This is a genomic window from Aeromonas sp. 600886 (assembly GCF_049174935.1).
GTDB classification, from domain to species: domain Bacteria; phylum Pseudomonadota; class Gammaproteobacteria; order Enterobacterales; family Aeromonadaceae; genus Aeromonas; species Aeromonas veronii_A.
Map to the genome: position 1 here is coordinate 12,721 of NZ_JAAKUB010000016.1, position 15,633 is coordinate 28,353.

The following is a 15,633-nucleotide window of genomic DNA, read 5'->3' on the forward strand; positions in this document are numbered from 1 at the left end:
GCGATCCCACCAAGGAGAGGACGGAGCAAATGCGCTTTACCAATGAAAACGGCGAAGTCATGAACCTGGCTGACAATCTCACCCTGCACGAGTTGCTCGATATGGGTGTCAGCATCTCGGTCAGTGAAGAGACCGATCCGGATCAGCAGATCTGGCTGGCGGAGCCGGATCAGGACAACTGATTCATCATTCGGCATCAAGCCCACCGCTGAGCGGTGGGCTTTTTTGTGGCTGTTTTCCCCCTCTGCGGAATGATCCGCTGGCCATTCCCCGACTTCCTTCCCTTTTGTCTCATGGTCGCTGCGGCAAGTCATTGAATGTTAATAGCCGGTTGAAATGTATGACTGTTCTGGTCAGATAAAGCCGTGGACAAGCGTTATGAAGCGGGTTAAGTTGGTTTTTCACCCTATTTTCGGGTGAATGACGGAAAAATCCTTTTTTTCTACTGTCGACGGGGCTGAATTGGACCGATCTGCATTCAGATAACAACAAGAAACGGATCGGGCCGTGCCGGGAAGCACGGCATCGTCGGCGGGATTCGCTAAACGGAGCAAAGCCTGGAGGGCTTTATCATGGAGATGTTATCAGGCGCCCAGATGGTGGTTAGAGCGCTGGAAGATCAGGGAGTTGAGCACGTCTTCGGCTACCCTGGTGGCTCAGTGCTCGACATCTATGACGCTCTCTTCGAAAACGGCAAGATGGAGCATGTCTTGGTGCGGCACGAGCAAGCCGCGGTTCACATGGCTGACGGTTACGCCCGTTCCACCGGCAAGGTGGGGACTGTGCTGGTAACGTCAGGCCCGGGAGCGACCAACTGCATTACCGGTATTGCCACCGCCTATATGGATTCCATTCCGCTGGTGATCCTCTCCGGCCAGGTGCCGACCAGCATGATCGGTGAGGATGCGTTCCAGGAGACCGACATGATCGGTATCTCCCGCCCGGTGGTGAAGCACAGTTTCCTGTGCAAGAAGGCGAGCGATATTCCCGAGGCTATCAAGAAGGCCTACTACATTGCCGCCAGCGGCCGCCCGGGGCCGGTGGTGGTGGATCTGCCCAAAGATGTGCAGAACCCGAAAGAAAAATTCCCCTACCAGTATCCCGAGACGGTCTCCCTGCGCTCCTACAACCCGACCAAGTCTGGCCATAAAGGGCAGATCAAGCGGGCAGCCAAGCTGCTGGTAGAAGCCCAGCGCCCGGTGATGTACGTGGGCGGCGGCGCTATCAATGCCAACGCGGATCATCTGGTGACCAAACTGGCGGAGCTGCTGAACCTGCCGGTGACCACCACCCTGATGGGGCTGGGGGCTTTCTCCGGTGTCCATCCGCAATTTATCGGCATGCTGGGGATGCACGGCACCTTCGAAGCCAACAAGACCATGCACAACGCGGATCTCATCTTCGCTGTCGGTGCCCGCTTCGATGACCGCGTCACCAACAACGTGGCCAAGTTCTGCCCAAATGCGACCGTGGTTCATATCGATATCGACCCCACCTCCATCTCCAAGACGGTGCAGGCCCATGTGCCTATCGTCGGCTCGGTGGAAACCGTGCTGGAGCAGATGCTGGAAGTGATCCGCGAGTGTGGCTTCGATAACGACAAGGAGGCGCTGGCGGACTGGTGGAGCCAGATCAACCAGTGGCGCTCCCGTCACTGTCTGGCCTACGAAAAGTCGGCTACCCAGATCAAGCCGCAACAGGTTATCGAGACCCTTTACAAAGTGACTCAGGGCCAGGCGTTCGTCGCCTCCGACGTCGGTCAGCACCAGATGTTTGCTGCCCTCTACTACCCGTTTGCCAAACCGCGCCAGTGGATCAACTCAGGGGGCCTAGGCACCATGGGCTTCGGCATTCCGGCCGCCATGGGGGCCCAGTTTGCCAACCCGGATGCGGTGGTCTGCTGCGTCACCGGCGATGGCTCGGTGCAGATGAACATTCAGGAGCTCTCCACCTGCATGCAGTACGGGGTGCCCATCAAGATCATCTCCATCAACAACCGTGCGCTGGGCATGGTCAAGCAGTGGCAGAAGATGTTCTACGGCGGTCGTCACAGCCACTCCTACATGGAGTCCCTGCCGGACTTCGTCAAACTGGCGGAAGCCTACGGCCACGTCGGTATCGCGGTGAGCGATCCGGCCGAGCTGGAGAGCGCCATGGAGAAGGCCTTCGCCATGAAGGATCGGCTGGTGTTCATGGATATCTCGGTCGACCCGGATGAGCACGTCTATCCGATGCAGATCAAGTTTGGTGCCATGGATGAGATGTGGCTGAGCAAGACGGAGAGGACCTGATGAGACACATCATTTCAGTACTGCTGGAGAACGAATCCGGCGCCCTGAGCCGCGTGGTGGGCCTCTTTTCCCAGCGCGGCTACAACATCGAGACCCTGACGGTGGCGCCGACCGAGGATCCCACCCTGTCGCGCATGACTATCGTCACCATGGGTGACGAGCGGGTGCTGGAGCAGATCCAGAAGCAATTGCACAAGCTGGTGGATGTGCTCAAGGTGTGCGACCTGAGTGAAGGGGAGCATATCGAGCGGGAGATCGCGCTGGTCAAGGCGCGTGCCGCCGGTGGGGCTCGTGACGAGCTGAAACGGCTGGCGGATATCTTCCGTGGCCAGATCGTCGACGTCACCCCCGAGCAGTACACGGTGCAGCTGGTGGGCACCAGCGAGAAGCTGGATGCTTTCATCAAGACCGCAGCCCAGACCAACGAGATCATCGAAGTGGTGCGCTCCGGCGTCTGCGGCATTTCGCGGGCGGACAAGGCGCTGCGGCCCTGATGGCTGGCGGGACAGCTGATGACACGTCAGCTGCCGCAGAGTGAAAGAAAAGAGGGCTCTGCGGAGCCCTCTTTGTTTGGTTTTGCTTTACGAGGGGAGGGATGATGTTCGGTATTCATGATCTTGCACTGTTTATGGTCTCGGGGCTGCTGCTCAACATCATGCCGGGGCCGGATTCCCTGCTGGTTATGCTGCGCAGCGGCTCGCAAGGGTGGCGTGCCGGTTCAGTCGCGGCCCTTGGCATCGGCACAGGTGTCATGGTGCATGTGCTGGCGGCGGCGCTGGGTCTGTCGGCCCTTCTCAGTGCGTCGGCCGAGTTGTTTGCCCTTATCAAGCTGGCTGGCGCCATCTACCTCATCTATCTGGGGTTCTCCCTGCTGCGCCAGCAGGCTACGGGTGCAATGGAGAGAGGGGGCACCCTGCCAGCCCTCTCCTATGGCCAGATTTACCGGCAGGGGGTGCTGACCAATGTGCTCAACCCCAAGGTAGCACTCTTTTTCCTCGCCTTCGTGCCCCAGTTCATCGCACCGGATGCCCCCGACAAGGCGCTCGCCTTTATCCTGCTCGGTTGCATCTTCAATCTGGGCGGCATCATCTGGTGTCACCTGCTGGTCTTTACCACCGCCTATGCCAGCCACAAGGTTCGGTTGTCGCAGCGTCTCGGTCGCTGGCTAAACCGGGGCATCGGCACCCTGTTTGTCGGGCTCGGGATCAAGCTGGCCAGCGACTAGCTCGCCGCTTTCTGACCTGGGGCAGATTATCGTGCGCCGCGCTGTGGTATGGTCGGCGGTCAGCTGCGGGGCCAGCCCCGCTCTCTCTTTTTCAGGTCAGCCCCACTGGCCGCAGCAGCGAGATCCCTTGCCCAGATGAACATCGCCCGGCTCAAGAACTTTACCGAGATTGTGAAGAACAACTTCAACATCTCGGCGACGGCGGAGAAGCTCTATACCTCCCAGCCCACCCTCAGCAAGCAGATGAAGATGCTGGAAGATGAGCTCGGGCTCGCCCTCTTTACCCGCAAGGGGAAGAATCTGGTCGGGTTGACCTGCGCGGGTGAAAAGGTGATGGAGCTGGCCAAGGGGGTGGTGGCGCAGGTGGAGCAGATCAACCAGCTCTCGCTTGGGGAGCAGCTGGCCACCAGCGGGGTGCTGCGCATCGCCACCACCCACACCCAGGCTCGCTACAAGCTGCCCGCGGTGATCACCGAATTCAGCCGTCGTTATCCCGAGGTGGCGATCCAGCTCCATCAGGGGGCGCCCGCCCAGCTGGCCCAGATGGTGCAAAGCGGCGATGTGGATATGGCGATCGCCACCGAGTCCATGTATCTGTTCGATGAGCTGGCCGCGGTGCCCTGCTATCGTTGGGGGCGCAGTGTGGTGGTGCCCCACGGTCATCCGCTGCTTGACTGCCAGCCGCTCTCGATGGCGGATCTGGCCCGCTATCCCCTCATCACCTATGTGTTCGGCTTTACCGGTCGCTCCAAGATGGACAAGGCCTTCAGCCGCCACGGCCTCTCGCCGAAAACCGTGCTGACCGCCACCGATACCGACGTGATCAAGCACTACGTCCGGCTCGGCATGGGGGTCGGGGTGATTGCCAGCGTGGCCTTTGACGAGGGGGATCGGGAGGGTCTGGTGAGCCTCAATATCGACCACCTGATCGCCTCGAGCGCGACCCACATCTGCCTGCGCAAGCATGCTCATCTACGTGACTACATGTACGACTTTATCCACCTCTACGCCCCCCATATCAGCCGGGAGACGGTGCAGCTGCACCTTATCAACCAGCCGCCCGCTGCCAATATGGCGGAGTTGCCGTGGCTCTAGCCGCGGGGTGTCTGCCGCGTACAGAGCAAAAATACAGAGATAAAAAAAGAGAGGCATTGGCCTCTCTTCTGGTTTTATCGGTATGCGGGATTAAGCGCTGCGGGTCGCCAGATTGATAAAGATCTGGGCTCCGACCAGCAGGCAGTCGTCATCGAGGTAGTAGGGATTCGCATGCAGGTAGTTGCAGATCCCCTTGGCCTGACAGCCGCTGCCGAGGAAGAACATGGCCCCCTTGCGGCCACGGCAGGCGTTAACCATGTAGCTGAAATCTTCGCTGCCGGTCATCGGCTGCCCCTGAGCGTTGATCCCCTCAGAGGGCAATACATCGGCGGCCGCTTGCAGCAGACGGGCGCAGGCATCGGCGTGGTTCTCGACCGCCGGATACCCGGCATAGACCATCTTGGTCTTGAAGCCGCGCAGTTCGCTCTGGGCCACGATCTCCTTGAAGCTGTTCTTCAGGATCTGGTCGGTCTCGGCATCCATGGCACGGATGGTGCCGCGCGCCTGCACATGGTCGGCGATGGCGTTGGGGATGGTGCCGCCGTTGATCATGCCGCAGCCGAATACCGCCGGGCTGAACGGGCTGGTGCGCTTGGCAACGATGTAGTCCATATCCTCGATGATCCGCACCGCTTCGCGGATGGCATCCAGCCCCTTGTGGGGGGTCGAGCCGTGGGCTGAGATACCGTGCACATCCAGCGTCCAGGCAGAGCCCCAGGAGGACATGACACCGTGGTTGAACTTGATGGTGCCGGTCTCCATCGCGCCGTCGTTATGGAGGGCATAGACCTCGTCCACCCCCTTCATGCAGCCCAGCTCCACCATCTTCTCGGCGCCCGGTACCCGCATGTCCTCTTCCGCCATCTGGAAGATAAAGCGGACGTTGTACTGCAGGCGATCGCGGTTGGCGGCCAGAAACTTGGCTGCGGTCAGAGCGATCGCCATATGGGAGTCGTGACCGCAGTTGTGAGCCATTCCCTCATGGGTTGACTTGAACGCAACGTCGCTCATGTCGTGCATCTCGAGGCCATCCATGTCGGCCCGGAAGGCGATGGTCGGCAGCACAGGATCAACCACCAGATCGCCGTGAAAACCGGTGAAGCCCGGGTAGTCGGTGAGGCGGTAGCCAAAGCCTGCCATCAGCTCGCGGCAGTAGGCCGAGGTCTTGAACTCGACGCCGGAGGCCTCCGGAATGGTGTGCAGATGGTGGCGCACTTCCTGACTGAAGTCGCGCAGGGCCAGCAGGGCCGGTTCAATGTGAATGTTGTTCATCAGATGATCCCTTGAATGGAGAAGCCGAGTTGGGCCACCAGCGAGGCGCCGAAGAAGCAGCAGGTGGAGACGATCATGAAGATCAGGATCACTTTCCAGGACATCTTCTTCAGCTCTTCCAGCTGACCGCCCACCGAGAGACCGGCAAAAGCCAGCAGCGGTACGCAGCAGGAGAGGAAGGAGATCTTGGCAACTGCGTCGATAAAGAGACCGCGCACCGGGGTCTCCGGCAGGCAGATGAGAATGCCGATGATGGTGGCATAGGCAAACGCCGGCAGGGAGGAGGGCAGATAGCGCTTGGCAATCAGCGAAGCGAACACCACCAGCGACATGGCGATGAAGCTGTCACCCATCAGCCAGAGCGGGGTGCCGGTGGTCAGGGTCTGGGTGAACATGGCCAGCAGGATCGCCAGAAAGACGAACCGCATATCCATTACGATGCTTTTCATGCTTTCTCTCCTTTGGCAGTCAGGGCATAGATTTTTTCAGCGAGCGGCAAACCCAGATAGGTGAGAGAGAGCGCGCCGAGGGCAGACGAGAGCAGGTTCGAGGCTGCCGCGATACTCAGCACCTGCTGAGCCAGCGCTTCGTCGAGACCGTTGATCAGGGCGCCGGAGGCGGCACTCAGCATGGAGCCTGAGCCCACACCGGAGCCTGCAGCCAGCGCCAGCGGGTGCAGACCGGTGAGCGGGGCGATACTGCCCAGCACGCTGAACCAGAGGGTGCCGATGACGGAGCCGCACAGGTAGATGGCCAGCACGCCGATGTACTCCTGAGAGCCGGTGCCGAACTTGCCCTGAATCACTGCGACGGAGGGCTCACGGCTGATGGAGGAGCAGGCCCCGATGGCGCGACGGCCAAAGCCGAACTTCACCGCCAGCGGGATGGCGATCAGGATCGGCAGCAGGTTGCCAATCTCCTGCAGGAACAGCGGCACGCCAACGCTCAGGATCATCTTCAGGTTGGGGATGATCATCCCCGCGTACTGGGTGCCCAGGATCAGCAGGCTGAAGCCCACCATCTTGCCGCAGAAGCCCTCTTCTTTCTCGGTGAAGAGACTCTTCCAGCCGGGGATGCGATCCTTGACCGGCTTGGCGGAGACAATCATGCCGATGATGACGGCAAAGAGCATCGGCAGGATCGGAATGATGGCGATGCCTATCTTGATCTCCTGTTTGCCTATCAGGTACTGGGCCACAAAGATCAGCATGGCGGTTGCCAATATGCTGACCGTGACCGTCTTGAGGGGGCTGGTTTGCTGCATAGTCTTTTCTCTTGTTATTCCCATGTGTGGCCATCGTCAGGGTTGTCCAGACCGATGATGGGGGCATCATAGGGAGCTAAGAGGGGCAGGTATGTGACCTTCATCAAGCTGGCCATATGGCATTTTTTCATGGGGTATGCCCTTTAACCCTCTGGATACCAAGGGTTAAAGGCCGTTAACAGAACGTCAGCATTGGCAGGACAAGATAAGCAAACAGGAGGGAAATGGTGACACCGCCCCGCAGGGCGGTGACGCGGATCAGACGGGCGTTTTGAGCCGTGCACTGCGCAGCAGCAGGGGCAGTTGGTAGAGCACCAGGGCGCCGAGCACCAGTCCGGCACCGGCCAGTTTGGCACCACCGAGCGGTTCGCTGTAGAAGAGGGTGCTCAGCAGCAGAGTCCAGACCGGTTCCAGCAGCATCATCAGGGCTGCGTGGACGGTAGTCATCTTGCTCAATGCGTGGGTGAGCAGCCAGTAGCGCAATGTGGTGGCGATCAAGACGCTCGCCGCAAACCAGCCCCAGATGCCGTGGCTGACTCCAGCCTCGGGCCACTGTTCAGTCAGCAGGGAGAGTAGGGTGCCGAGCAGGCCGGTCATCGCCAGCTGGATGCAGGTGAGCCAGGTGGGGGCAATGGATTGAGCGAAGTGGCGATGGACGGCAAGCTGGATACCGAGGGTGGTGGCCGCCGCCAGAAACCAGAACAGCGAGAGCGACACGCCCCAGTGGGTACTGCTGGAGAGCAGCAGCAAACCGGCGATGGCGATGGGCAGGGTGAGCCAGTAGTGGCGGCCGGGCTTGGCTCGAAAGGCTCCCCAGGCGGCCAGCGGGGCCATCAGGGTGGCGACGCTCATGATAAAGGCGCCGCTGCCCAGTGCATCGCTCTGGCTGATGGCGGTGACCCACAGCAGCAGGCTGGCACCGAGCAATGTGCCGCAACCGGCAGCGCGCACCAGTTGGGCGCGAGTCGGCGGCGGTTCACGCAACCAAGCCAAGGGGAGCAACAGCAGCGCCGCCAGCAGGAAGCGGCTGCCGATAAAGGCGGCAGGGGGCAGTTCGCGGATCGCCTCTTTCGAGAAGAGCCAGCCAGCGGCGGCCAGCAGGGTGACCAGTACCATCAGCAGCAGGGGAGTGCGGTTCATCGGAGTCGCCATGGTGAAATGGATGGGAGAGCATAAAGGAAAGGCGCCAGGTATTGCTACCTGGCGCCTTTCGCATCTGCCTTGAACCGCCGTCGCGGCTCGCGGCCAGCAATCAGTTCATGCCGTAACGCTTGAGCTTCTTGCGCAGGGTGCCACGGTTGATACCCATCATCACGGCTGCGCGAGTCTGGTTACCACGGGTGTACTGCATGATCACGTCCAGCATCGGCGCTTCGACTTCGGAGAGAACCATATCGTACAGATCAATCACTTCCTGACCGTTCAACTGGGCCAGGTAGTTACGCAGGGCCTGTTGCACAGAGTCACGCAGGGGGCGCTGGGTCGGCTCGGCAGCGTGATTGTGAGTAGTTGTTACCAATGCATCAGAAGTCAGGGTTTGTTCGAACATATTCGGTCGGCTCTTTAGTTATCTTGTTAACCTAATCCATCGAAATACGCTTCGAGTGCCTCAAGTTGCGCGTCTGCGCAATCCAGGGCATTGAAGTGCTTACGGAATTCTCGGCCCGTCTCTTCTTCATCCAGATACCAGCCCACGTGTTTACGGGCTATGCGCGCTCCCAGATATGCACCATAAAACCGGTGCAGGTTGGTTACATGCTCGTTCATCAGGGTGCGAACCTCTTCCCTCTCGGGAGGCGGCAGCTTGGTGCCCGTCTCAAGAAAATGACGGATTTCCCGGAAAATCCAGGGTCGTCCTTGCGCAGCTCGGCCGATCATCACGGCGTCAACGCCGGTATAGTCGAGGACATACCGGGCTTTTTCCGGGCTGTTGATGTCACCATTGGCGACAACAGGAATCGATACGGCCTGCTTAATCGCCCTGATCGTGTCGTACTCCGCTTCGCCCTTGTAGAGGCAGGCACGGGTACGACCATGCACGGCAAGGGCCGCGATACCGCAATCTTCGGCGATTCGGGCGATCTCCACGCCATTGCGGTTATCCGGATCCCATCCTGTGCGGATCTTCAAGGTGACAGGCACCTCCACTGCATCAACCACGGCCCGGCAAATTGCTTTGACCTGATCGGGGGCTCGCAGCAGGGCAGAACCTGCCAACTTCTTATTCACTTTTTTTGCCGGACATCCCATGTTGATGTCGACGATCTGTGCGCCCTGCTCCACGTTGTAGCGGGCAGCAAACGCCATCATCTCAGGGTCGGCTCCGGCAATCTGGACCGAACGCAATCCGCCTTCTGCAGAGTGATCCATCCTCATCCGGGTTTTCTGGGTATCCCAGACATCCGGGTTGGCCAGCAGCATCTCGGAAACGGCCATGCCAGCCCCCAATCGCAAACAAAGTTCACGGAATGGTCGGTCAGTTACACCGGCCATGGGAGCCACAATCAAGGGAGTTTCAAGCGTGTGGGGACCTATCTGCATTCCACGGTTACCATCGGCTTAGGGCGGCGTATATTACGCATTTTTTAGGCAGGAGAAAAGGTTAGTATTTGAGCGTCAGCCATTTTTTTCTGAAAAAAACGTCGCGCCAAGGCTTGCAAATTCTGGAGTTATTGAAAAACGGCCAGATTGCCGGAGAGTGAGCGCTGTACCATTCGGGTCGGACGCCTGCATAATTGTCAGTCCACTTGCAGGCCCGCTTTGCGTTATGATAGCGGGCTTAAGTCGAGCAAATGCTCCAAACATTTATGCAACAAAAGCGGATTGGGGATCTATGACGTCAAGGTTCATTAAATCACTCTGGCCGTGTCTGATGGGAGCCGTGCTGGGGTCGGCGCAGGCGCAAACCATCAGTTTCGGCGAAGCCTGGACCCGGGTCATCCAGCAGGATGAAGGGCTGGCTGCCGAGCAGGCCGGGGTCGATCGGGCCAAGCAGCTGCGCGAGGCGGCCAAGGATATGTATCTGCCCAAGGTGGATCTGGGGGCCAGCTATACCCATCTTGATCAGCCGATTGAACTTGATGCCCTCGATCTCAATCCGCTGGCCAAGCAGAAAGATCTGATCCTGGCGCTCGGCAGCCTGTTCGGGGTCGGGGCCAACGCATTTGTAACGCCCCTGACCAAACAGAATGTGGTGACCAGCTCGGTCAAGATGCTCTGGCCGCTGTTTGCCGGTGGTCGCATCGATGCGGCGCAGGATATCCGCCAGGCGCAGGTGAGCGAGGCGCAGCAGCTGCTGGTGCTCAAGCAGCAATCCACCTTCGAGAGCCTCTCCCAGACCTATTTCGGCGTGGTGCTGGCTGCTCAGGTGGTGCAGACCAAGCAGGAGATCGAAGAGGGGCTGGCCCACCATCTGGATCATGCCAAGAAGCTCGAAGCGCAGGGCCAGATCGCCAGGGTGGAGCGCCTCTCCGCCCAGTCGGCCTATGATCGGGCCCGCATCGATACCCAGAAGGCGCGCCACAGCCTCGAGATCGCCGAGCTGGCCCTCGGCCGCATGCTGAAGTTGCCAAATGCCCAGCCGGGCAGCGGCCTGTTCGTCAACAAGGAGCTGCCGCGCCTCGAGGGGTTGGTGAGCCAGACCCTGGAGGTGCACCCCGGTCTCAAGCTGCTCACTGCCAAGAAGGAGCAGGCCAAGGGGCTGATCCGGGTCGAGCAGGGCAAATATGCCCCCGAGGTGTTCCTGTTCGGCAACTACAACCTCTATGAAGATGATTCGCTCGCTTCCAAGACTGCGCCGGACTGGCTGGTGGGGGTGGGTGTCAGCATGCCGCTGGTGAGCCGCGATGGCCGCTCCGAGACGGTGCAGGCCGCCAAGAGCGCCGAGCTGCAGGTCAATCTGCTGCAAGCCAAGACCCGCCAGGATCTGGAGTTGCTGGTAGAGAAGACCTGGCGCGAAGCGGCGCAGGGGCTGGAGGAGTATCAATCCCTCTCTTCAACCCAGGCGCTGGCCGAGGAGAACGTGCTGCTGCGGGACAAGGCCTTCGGGCAGGGGCTCTCCACGTCACTCGATGTGGTGGATGCCCAAAACCAGCTGGCAGGGGTCAAGACCCAGCGCGCGGCGGCGGCTTATCAATATGTGGTGTCGCTGGCTCGTCTGCTGGCGCTCTCCGGCCAGATGAACAGTTTCAATCAATATCAGCACGGTCAGGTGATCGAGGTGAACTCATGATCGCCATCCGATTCGTGCCTTTTTCTATCTCTGTTTCGACCGCCAAGGGTCGCCCGTTTGTCGAGGTGAAGTGATGAGCCATCCCCCCATCAAAAAGAAGATGAGCCAGGGTAAACCGCTGTTGTTGCCGCTGGTGCTGGTGATCCTGGTGGTCTGGCTCGGCTGGCGCTTCTGGCTCGCCTATCAACCCGAGCCGGTGCATCTGCAAGGGCAGATTGAGGCACAGCAGTATTCGGTCTCCTCCAAGGTGCCGGGTCGCATCGACGAGGTGCTGGTGAAAAAGGGCGATCAGCTGGCCAAGGATCAACTGGTCTTTACCCTGGCGAGCCCCGAGATCGAAGCCAAGCTGAGCCAGGCCAAGGCCGGTGAAGCTGCTGCGGGGGCGCTGGCGCAAGAGGCAGAGAAAGGGGCCAGAGCCCAACAGATCGCTGCCGCCAAGGATCAGTGGCAAAAAGCCAAGGCTGCCGCCCAGCTGCGTGGCAAGACCTATGAGCGGGTGGCCAGTCTGCATCGCGACGGCGTAATGCCGCTGCAAAAACGTGATGAGGCCTGGACCGCGTGGCAAGCTGCACGCTACAGCGAAGGGATGGCGTGGCAACAGTACCAGATGGCGTTGGAAGGGGCGCGGGAAGAGACCAAGATCGCCGCTCGCGAGAAGGCCAAGATGGCGGCGGGTTCTGTTGCCGAGGTTGAGGCCTATCTGGCCGACACCCGCATCACCAGCCCCCACAATGGTGAAGTGAGTCAGGTACTGCTGCGTAGCGGCGAGCTGGCGCCTCAAGGCTTCCCGGTGGTGACCCTGCTCGACATGAGCGATGCCTGGGCCCAGTTCCACGTTCGCGAGGATCTGCTGCCCCGCTTCCCGGTCGGTACCGAGTTTGATGCCCGCATCCCGGGCCTTGGCGATCAGACCGTGCGCTTCAAGGTGACCCATGTGGCCGTGATGGGGGATTTCGCCACCTGGCGTGCCACCGATACCCGTCAGGGCTTCGATATGAAGAGCTTCCAGGTGGAGGCTCGCCCGCTGCAACCGGTTGAGGGGTTGCGGGTTGGCATGAGTGTGCTGGTTGAACTCTGATGGGACGTGAATTTCGGCTGCTGTGGCAGGATCCGTTCAGCCGTGCCCTGATGAGCTGGGTGCCGCTGCTGCTGATGGGGATCCTCTGCTGGATCTTCTCGGCAGGGCTGGCCCGCGACCTCAAGGTAGGGCTGGTGGATCTCGACCACAGCGTGCTCTCGCGCCAGCTCGCTTTCTCGCTGGATGGCTCGGCCGGGCTCAAGGTGGCGCAACAGTTTGACACCATCGATGCCGGTGCCCGAGCCCTGCGCGGTGGCGATATCTATGCGCTGGTGGTGATCCCCAACCATTTGGAGCGGGATGCCCGCCAGGGTATCCAACCGCAGGTGACGGTGTTCAACAACGGCCAGTTCATCCTGATCGCCAAGCTGGTCAACTCGGCGCTGGCGCAGGTGGTAGGCACCCTTAACGGTCAGGTCGGCGTGCTGGAGGCGATGGCCGATGGCAAGGCGCTGCCCGGCGCTCTCGGGCAGTCGGTGCCCATCAGCAGTCAGGTGACTGCGCTCTATAACCTCAACTCCAGCTATGCCCAATTTCTGCTGAGCGCCATTCTGCCCGCGGTATGGCAGATCCTGGTGGTGCTGTTCGGCCTCAATGCGCTGGCCCGTACCGATCGGCTGGGGCTGGACTGGACTACTCGCGGTGTCTGGTTTGGTCTCTGGCGCACCCTGCTGCCCCACATGCTGATTGGCTGGGGGTGGGGAATTGTCTGGACACTGCTGCTGTTCAAGGGCTTCTCCTACCCCATGCACGGCAGCTGGCTGGTGCTGGTGGTGGGTCTGGGGCTCGCCTCGGCGGCCTGCGTCACCATGGGGGCCTTTTTCTACGGCATCATTCGGGATCCGGCGCGCGCCCTGTCGCTGGCGGGGGCTTACACTGCGCCCGGTTTCGCCTTTATGGGGGTCACCTTTCCGGTGAGCGCCATGGGGGATTTCGCCCGCTTCTGGCGCAGCCTGTTGCCGGTCTCTCACTATGTGGAGCTGCAAATTGGTCAGAGCAACTACGGTCTGCCTCTCGCATCGGCGTTGCCGCAACTTGGGGCGCTGCTGCTGTTTCTGCTTCCCTTACTGCTGGTGGTACGTCGTTACAAGCAGCAGGCCGAGCTGGCCCGTCAATCAGCCGCAGTGGCGAGCGCCGAAAAGGAGCCTGAGTGATGCTGGGATTTGTCGATCTGTTGCGCCTAGAGCTGCGCACCCTGCTGGCGGATCGCGCCATCATGCTGACCCTGTTTGGCGGGGTGATCTTCTACTCGTTTCTCTATCCCCAGCCCTATCTGCATCAGCTGCCGCGGGAAGAGGCAGTAGTGGTGGTCAACGACGATGGCAGTCAGCTGTCGCGTCAGCTGGAGTTTATGGCCGATGCCACGCCGCAGGTGAAGCTGGTTGCGCGGGCCAATTCGCTGGCCGAGGCGCGCCAGCTGATGATGGCCGGGGAGGCGAGCGGGATCCTGCACATCCCCAACCACTTCTATCGGGACCTGATGCTGGGCAAGAGCGTCACCCTGAGCTATGCCGGTGATGCCTCCTACTTTCTGGTCTACGGCACCATTGCCGAAGGACTGGCGCAGGCCGGTGGCACTCTCGCCGCGCAGGTGAAGGTGGCGCGGCTGCTGAGCCACGGCGAGGCGCTGCCACAAGCGGCCATGGGCTGGAATGCGGTGGCCCTCAACGTGGTGCCGGTGTTCAACCCCACCATGGGTTATGTGAACTACGTGGTGCCGGCGGTGTTCGTGCTGATCCTCCATCAGGTGTTGCTGATGGGGGCGGGGATCCTGGGGGCGACCCAGAACCAGCGCAGTTGTCGCGGCGAGCATGGTTACTGGCAAAGCGCGCCGGTGTTGCCGCTGCTGCTGGCCAGAACCTTGGTGCTGGCGGGGTTGTTCCTGCTGCCGGTGAGCTACTTCCTCGGCTTCTGCTTCGATCACTACAATATCGCTCGTCATGCAGATCCGGTGCAGCTTTGGCTGTTTGCCCTGCCGTTCCTGCTGGCCACATGTTGGTTCGGGATTGTGTTGGGTGCCCTCTTTACCCGGCGTGATCTGCCTACTCAGGTGGTGCTGATCTCCTCCCTGCCGCTGGTCTTTCTGGCGGGCTTTATCTGGCCACTGGAGCTGATCCCGGCCCCCCTCAACTGGCTGGCTCAGTGGGTGCCCACTATCCCAGCCATTGAGGGTTTTCTGCGCCTTAACCAGATGGGGGCCGACTTCGCGCAGGTCTCCCGTTACTGGTGGCAGCTGTGGGGACTGGCGCTGCTCTACGGCGTGCTGGCGTGCCTGTTGCTGCGCTGGCGGCAGCAGTCGTTGCCGGTTGCTCGCCCGTCAGTCGTGCAGGGTGAAACGACCGCCGGTTAAACGGGATAGGGCAAGCGCGCGTGAGATAGCGTGTGCGGTAAAGTGAAAACGGTCAGCCCTTGGGCTGACCGTTTTGTTATGTGGTGGGGTTAAGCGGTTTTACTGCTGCTTTAGCCACGCTGGAGCGTGGGATCCCCGATGGCGTAGATCTGCCCCACAGCAGTCTCATCCGCCAGCAGACGCAGCCCTTGGGCGGCCACATCGGCGCGGCGTACCAGTCCGTGTACCTCCTTGCCCTGACTCAGCTCGGCACGGCCGGTGGCGTCGCCATCCTGAAGGCCCGCCGGGCGCAGAATGATCCATGCGAGGGCGCTGGTCTGCAGCCAGCTCTCCGCCAGACTCTTGAGACGTACCTCGTGACCGAAGGCGGCGCGTGCCCGCTCCGGCAGATACTGCCAGCTGTCGCCACAGCCGAGGGAGGTGACCAGCAGCAGCCGTTTCAGGCCTGCCTGCTCCATGGCATCGATCACATGACGGTTGCCCTGATAGTCCACCGGCGCGGCCTGACGGAAGCTGCCCAGTGTAGATACGACCTGTGCATCTAACCCCGCCCGGGCACATGCCTGCTGCACCGCAGCCGGCTCCAGCGCATCCCCTTCGATCACCTCAACTCCCAGCGCACTCAGTTCGGTGGCCATCTCGGGGCTGCGTACCAGCGCAACGACCCGGTGACCCTGGCTCAGGGCGTGGTGAGTAAAGGCGCGGCCCAGCCCGCGGCTGGCTCCGAAAATCAGTGTGGTTGGCATAGCTGAGTTCCCTTGGCAAAAGGGGTTAGCCTAGTGGCTTGTTCGTCTGCTGTAAATGAGAGTTGTTTCTATTTGTGAGTC

At 60.8% G+C, this 15,633-nt stretch carries 16 protein-coding genes; 9 read left to right on the plus strand and 7 right to left on the minus strand.

Going from position 1 to position 15,633, the window contains the following annotated elements:
• Positions 1 to 29: 29 nt before the first annotated feature.
• From G5179_RS13185 to G5179_RS13205, 5 genes are all read left to right on the plus strand, one after another.
• A complete protein-coding gene (locus G5179_RS13185; RefSeq protein WP_005341188.1) occupies positions 30 to 182 on the plus strand; it encodes a hypothetical protein in 153 nt (50 codons plus the stop codon).
• A 390-nt stretch (positions 183 to 572) separates the two neighbouring features.
• Complete coding sequence (locus tag G5179_RS13190; protein ID WP_005339146.1) at positions 573 to 2,291, plus strand: acetolactate synthase 3 large subunit; 1,719 nt, start codon at positions 573 to 575, stop codon at positions 2,289 to 2,291.
• Complete coding sequence (gene ilvN, locus G5179_RS13195) at positions 2,291 to 2,785, plus strand: acetolactate synthase small subunit (RefSeq protein ID WP_005311605.1); 495 nt, start codon at positions 2,291 to 2,293, stop codon at positions 2,783 to 2,785. Before G5179_RS13190 ends, ilvN begins: the two co-directional genes overlap by 1 nt.
• A gap of 104 nt (positions 2,786 to 2,889) precedes the next feature.
• Positions 2,890 to 3,516: a LysE family translocator gene (locus tag G5179_RS13200; protein ID WP_421258545.1), complete on the plus strand. Its 627-nt coding sequence runs from the start codon at positions 2,890 to 2,892 to the stop codon at positions 3,514 to 3,516.
• Positions 3,517 to 3,651: 135 nt separating this feature from the next.
• On the plus strand, positions 3,652 to 4,611 hold the full coding sequence (locus G5179_RS13205; RefSeq protein WP_421258523.1) for a LysR substrate-binding domain-containing protein: 960 nt from the start codon (positions 3,652 to 3,654) through the stop codon (positions 4,609 to 4,611).
• A gap of 90 nt (positions 4,612 to 4,701) precedes the next feature.
• Here G5179_RS13205 and G5179_RS13210 read toward each other — a convergent pair whose 3' ends face one another.
• From G5179_RS13210 to dusB, 6 genes are all read right to left on the minus strand, one after another.
• Positions 4,702 to 5,883, minus strand: coding sequence for a M20 metallopeptidase family protein (locus tag G5179_RS13210; RefSeq protein WP_005341171.1), 1,182 nt, complete (start codon positions 5,881 to 5,883; stop codon positions 4,702 to 4,704).
• Positions 5,883 to 6,332 (minus strand): hypothetical protein, encoded by a 450-nt coding sequence (locus tag G5179_RS13215; RefSeq protein WP_033114935.1) that lies wholly within the window; start codon positions 6,330 to 6,332, stop codon positions 5,883 to 5,885. The genes G5179_RS13210 and G5179_RS13215 overlap by 1 nt, the downstream gene beginning before the upstream one ends.
• Entirely contained in the window at positions 6,329 to 7,147 is an 819-nt protein-coding gene (locus tag G5179_RS13220) for a DUF3100 domain-containing protein (protein ID WP_005358215.1), read from the minus strand. Before G5179_RS13220 ends, G5179_RS13215 begins: the two co-directional genes overlap by 4 nt.
• A gap of 258 nt (positions 7,148 to 7,405) precedes the next feature.
• The gene (locus G5179_RS13225; RefSeq protein ID WP_421258524.1) at positions 7,406 to 8,287 is read right to left on the minus strand and encodes a DMT family transporter; all 882 of its coding nucleotides are present in this window, start codon (positions 8,285 to 8,287) and stop codon (positions 7,406 to 7,408) included.
• A gap of 112 nt (positions 8,288 to 8,399) precedes the next feature.
• Positions 8,400 to 8,696 carry a DNA-binding transcriptional regulator Fis gene (fis, locus tag G5179_RS13230; protein WP_005309538.1) on the minus strand — a complete coding sequence of 99 codons (297 nt, stop codon included), beginning with the start codon at positions 8,694 to 8,696 and terminating at the stop codon, positions 8,400 to 8,402.
• Positions 8,697 to 8,722: 26 nt separating this feature from the next.
• Complete coding sequence (dusB, locus tag G5179_RS13235) at positions 8,723 to 9,688, minus strand: tRNA dihydrouridine synthase DusB (protein ID WP_019445016.1); 966 nt, start codon at positions 9,686 to 9,688, stop codon at positions 8,723 to 8,725.
• 292 nt (positions 9,689 to 9,980) lie between these two features.
• On the opposite strand from dusB, the gene G5179_RS13240 reads away from it, so the two are divergent.
• From G5179_RS13240 to G5179_RS13255, 4 genes are all read left to right on the plus strand, one after another.
• Positions 9,981 to 11,378, plus strand: coding sequence for a TolC family protein (locus tag G5179_RS13240; RefSeq protein WP_421258525.1), 1,398 nt, complete (start codon positions 9,981 to 9,983; stop codon positions 11,376 to 11,378).
• Between the two features lie 73 nt (positions 11,379 to 11,451).
• Complete coding sequence (locus tag G5179_RS13245) at positions 11,452 to 12,456, plus strand: HlyD family secretion protein (protein WP_201994583.1); 1,005 nt, start codon at positions 11,452 to 11,454, stop codon at positions 12,454 to 12,456.
• Positions 12,456 to 13,610: an ABC transporter permease gene (locus tag G5179_RS13250; RefSeq protein ID WP_421258526.1), complete on the plus strand. Its 1,155-nt coding sequence runs from the start codon at positions 12,456 to 12,458 to the stop codon at positions 13,608 to 13,610. Before G5179_RS13245 ends, G5179_RS13250 begins: the two co-directional genes overlap by 1 nt.
• Positions 13,610 to 14,806, plus strand: a complete 1,197-nt coding sequence (locus G5179_RS13255; protein ID WP_216952907.1) for an ABC transporter permease — start codon at positions 13,610 to 13,612, stop codon at positions 14,804 to 14,806. Before G5179_RS13250 ends, G5179_RS13255 begins: the two co-directional genes overlap by 1 nt.
• Before the next feature lie 110 nt (positions 14,807 to 14,916).
• Here G5179_RS13255 and G5179_RS13260 read toward each other — a convergent pair whose 3' ends face one another.
• Entirely contained in the window at positions 14,917 to 15,552 is a 636-nt protein-coding gene (locus tag G5179_RS13260) for an SDR family oxidoreductase (RefSeq protein WP_216952908.1), read from the minus strand.
• Between the last annotated feature and the right edge of the window lie 81 nt (positions 15,553 to 15,633).

What these genes read in the sequence shown, in the direction of transcription:
- G5179_RS13185 (WP_005341188.1), top strand. Translation starts at nt 30, where the DNA reads ATGCGCTTTACCAATGAAAACGGCGAAGTCATGAACCTGGCTGACAAT.
- G5179_RS13210 (WP_005341171.1), bottom strand. Translation starts at nt 5,883, where the DNA reads ATGAACAACATTCACATTGAACCGGCCCTGCTGGCCCTGCGCGACTTC.
- G5179_RS13245 (WP_201994583.1), top strand. Translation starts at nt 11,452, where the DNA reads ATGAGCCATCCCCCCATCAAAAAGAAGATGAGCCAGGGTAAACCGCTG.
- fis (WP_005309538.1), bottom strand. Translation starts at nt 8,696, where the DNA reads ATGTTCGAACAAACCCTGACTTCTGATGCATTGGTAACAACTACTCAC.
- G5179_RS13250 (WP_421258526.1), top strand. Translation starts at nt 12,456, where the DNA reads ATGGGACGTGAATTTCGGCTGCTGTGGCAGGATCCGTTCAGCCGTGCC.
- G5179_RS13200 (WP_421258545.1), top strand. Translation starts at nt 2,890, where the DNA reads ATGTTCGGTATTCATGATCTTGCACTGTTTATGGTCTCGGGGCTGCTG.
- G5179_RS13255 (WP_216952907.1), top strand. Translation starts at nt 13,610, where the DNA reads ATGCTGGGATTTGTCGATCTGTTGCGCCTAGAGCTGCGCACCCTGCTG.
- G5179_RS13240 (WP_421258525.1), top strand. Translation starts at nt 9,981, where the DNA reads ATGACGTCAAGGTTCATTAAATCACTCTGGCCGTGTCTGATGGGAGCC.
- G5179_RS13260 (WP_216952908.1), bottom strand. Translation starts at nt 15,552, where the DNA reads ATGCCAACCACACTGATTTTCGGAGCCAGCCGCGGGCTGGGCCGCGCC.
- G5179_RS13225 (WP_421258524.1), bottom strand. Translation starts at nt 8,287, where the DNA reads ATGAACCGCACTCCCCTGCTGCTGATGGTACTGGTCACCCTGCTGGCC.
- G5179_RS13215 (WP_033114935.1), bottom strand. Translation starts at nt 6,332, where the DNA reads ATGAAAAGCATCGTAATGGATATGCGGTTCGTCTTTCTGGCGATCCTG.
- ilvN (WP_005311605.1), top strand. Translation starts at nt 2,291, where the DNA reads ATGAGACACATCATTTCAGTACTGCTGGAGAACGAATCCGGCGCCCTG.
- dusB (WP_019445016.1), bottom strand. Translation starts at nt 9,688, where the DNA reads ATGCAGATAGGTCCCCACACGCTTGAAACTCCCTTGATTGTGGCTCCC.
- G5179_RS13205 (WP_421258523.1), top strand. Translation starts at nt 3,652, where the DNA reads ATGAACATCGCCCGGCTCAAGAACTTTACCGAGATTGTGAAGAACAAC.
- G5179_RS13190 (WP_005339146.1), top strand. Translation starts at nt 573, where the DNA reads ATGGAGATGTTATCAGGCGCCCAGATGGTGGTTAGAGCGCTGGAAGAT.
- G5179_RS13220 (WP_005358215.1), bottom strand. Translation starts at nt 7,147, where the DNA reads ATGCAGCAAACCAGCCCCCTCAAGACGGTCACGGTCAGCATATTGGCA.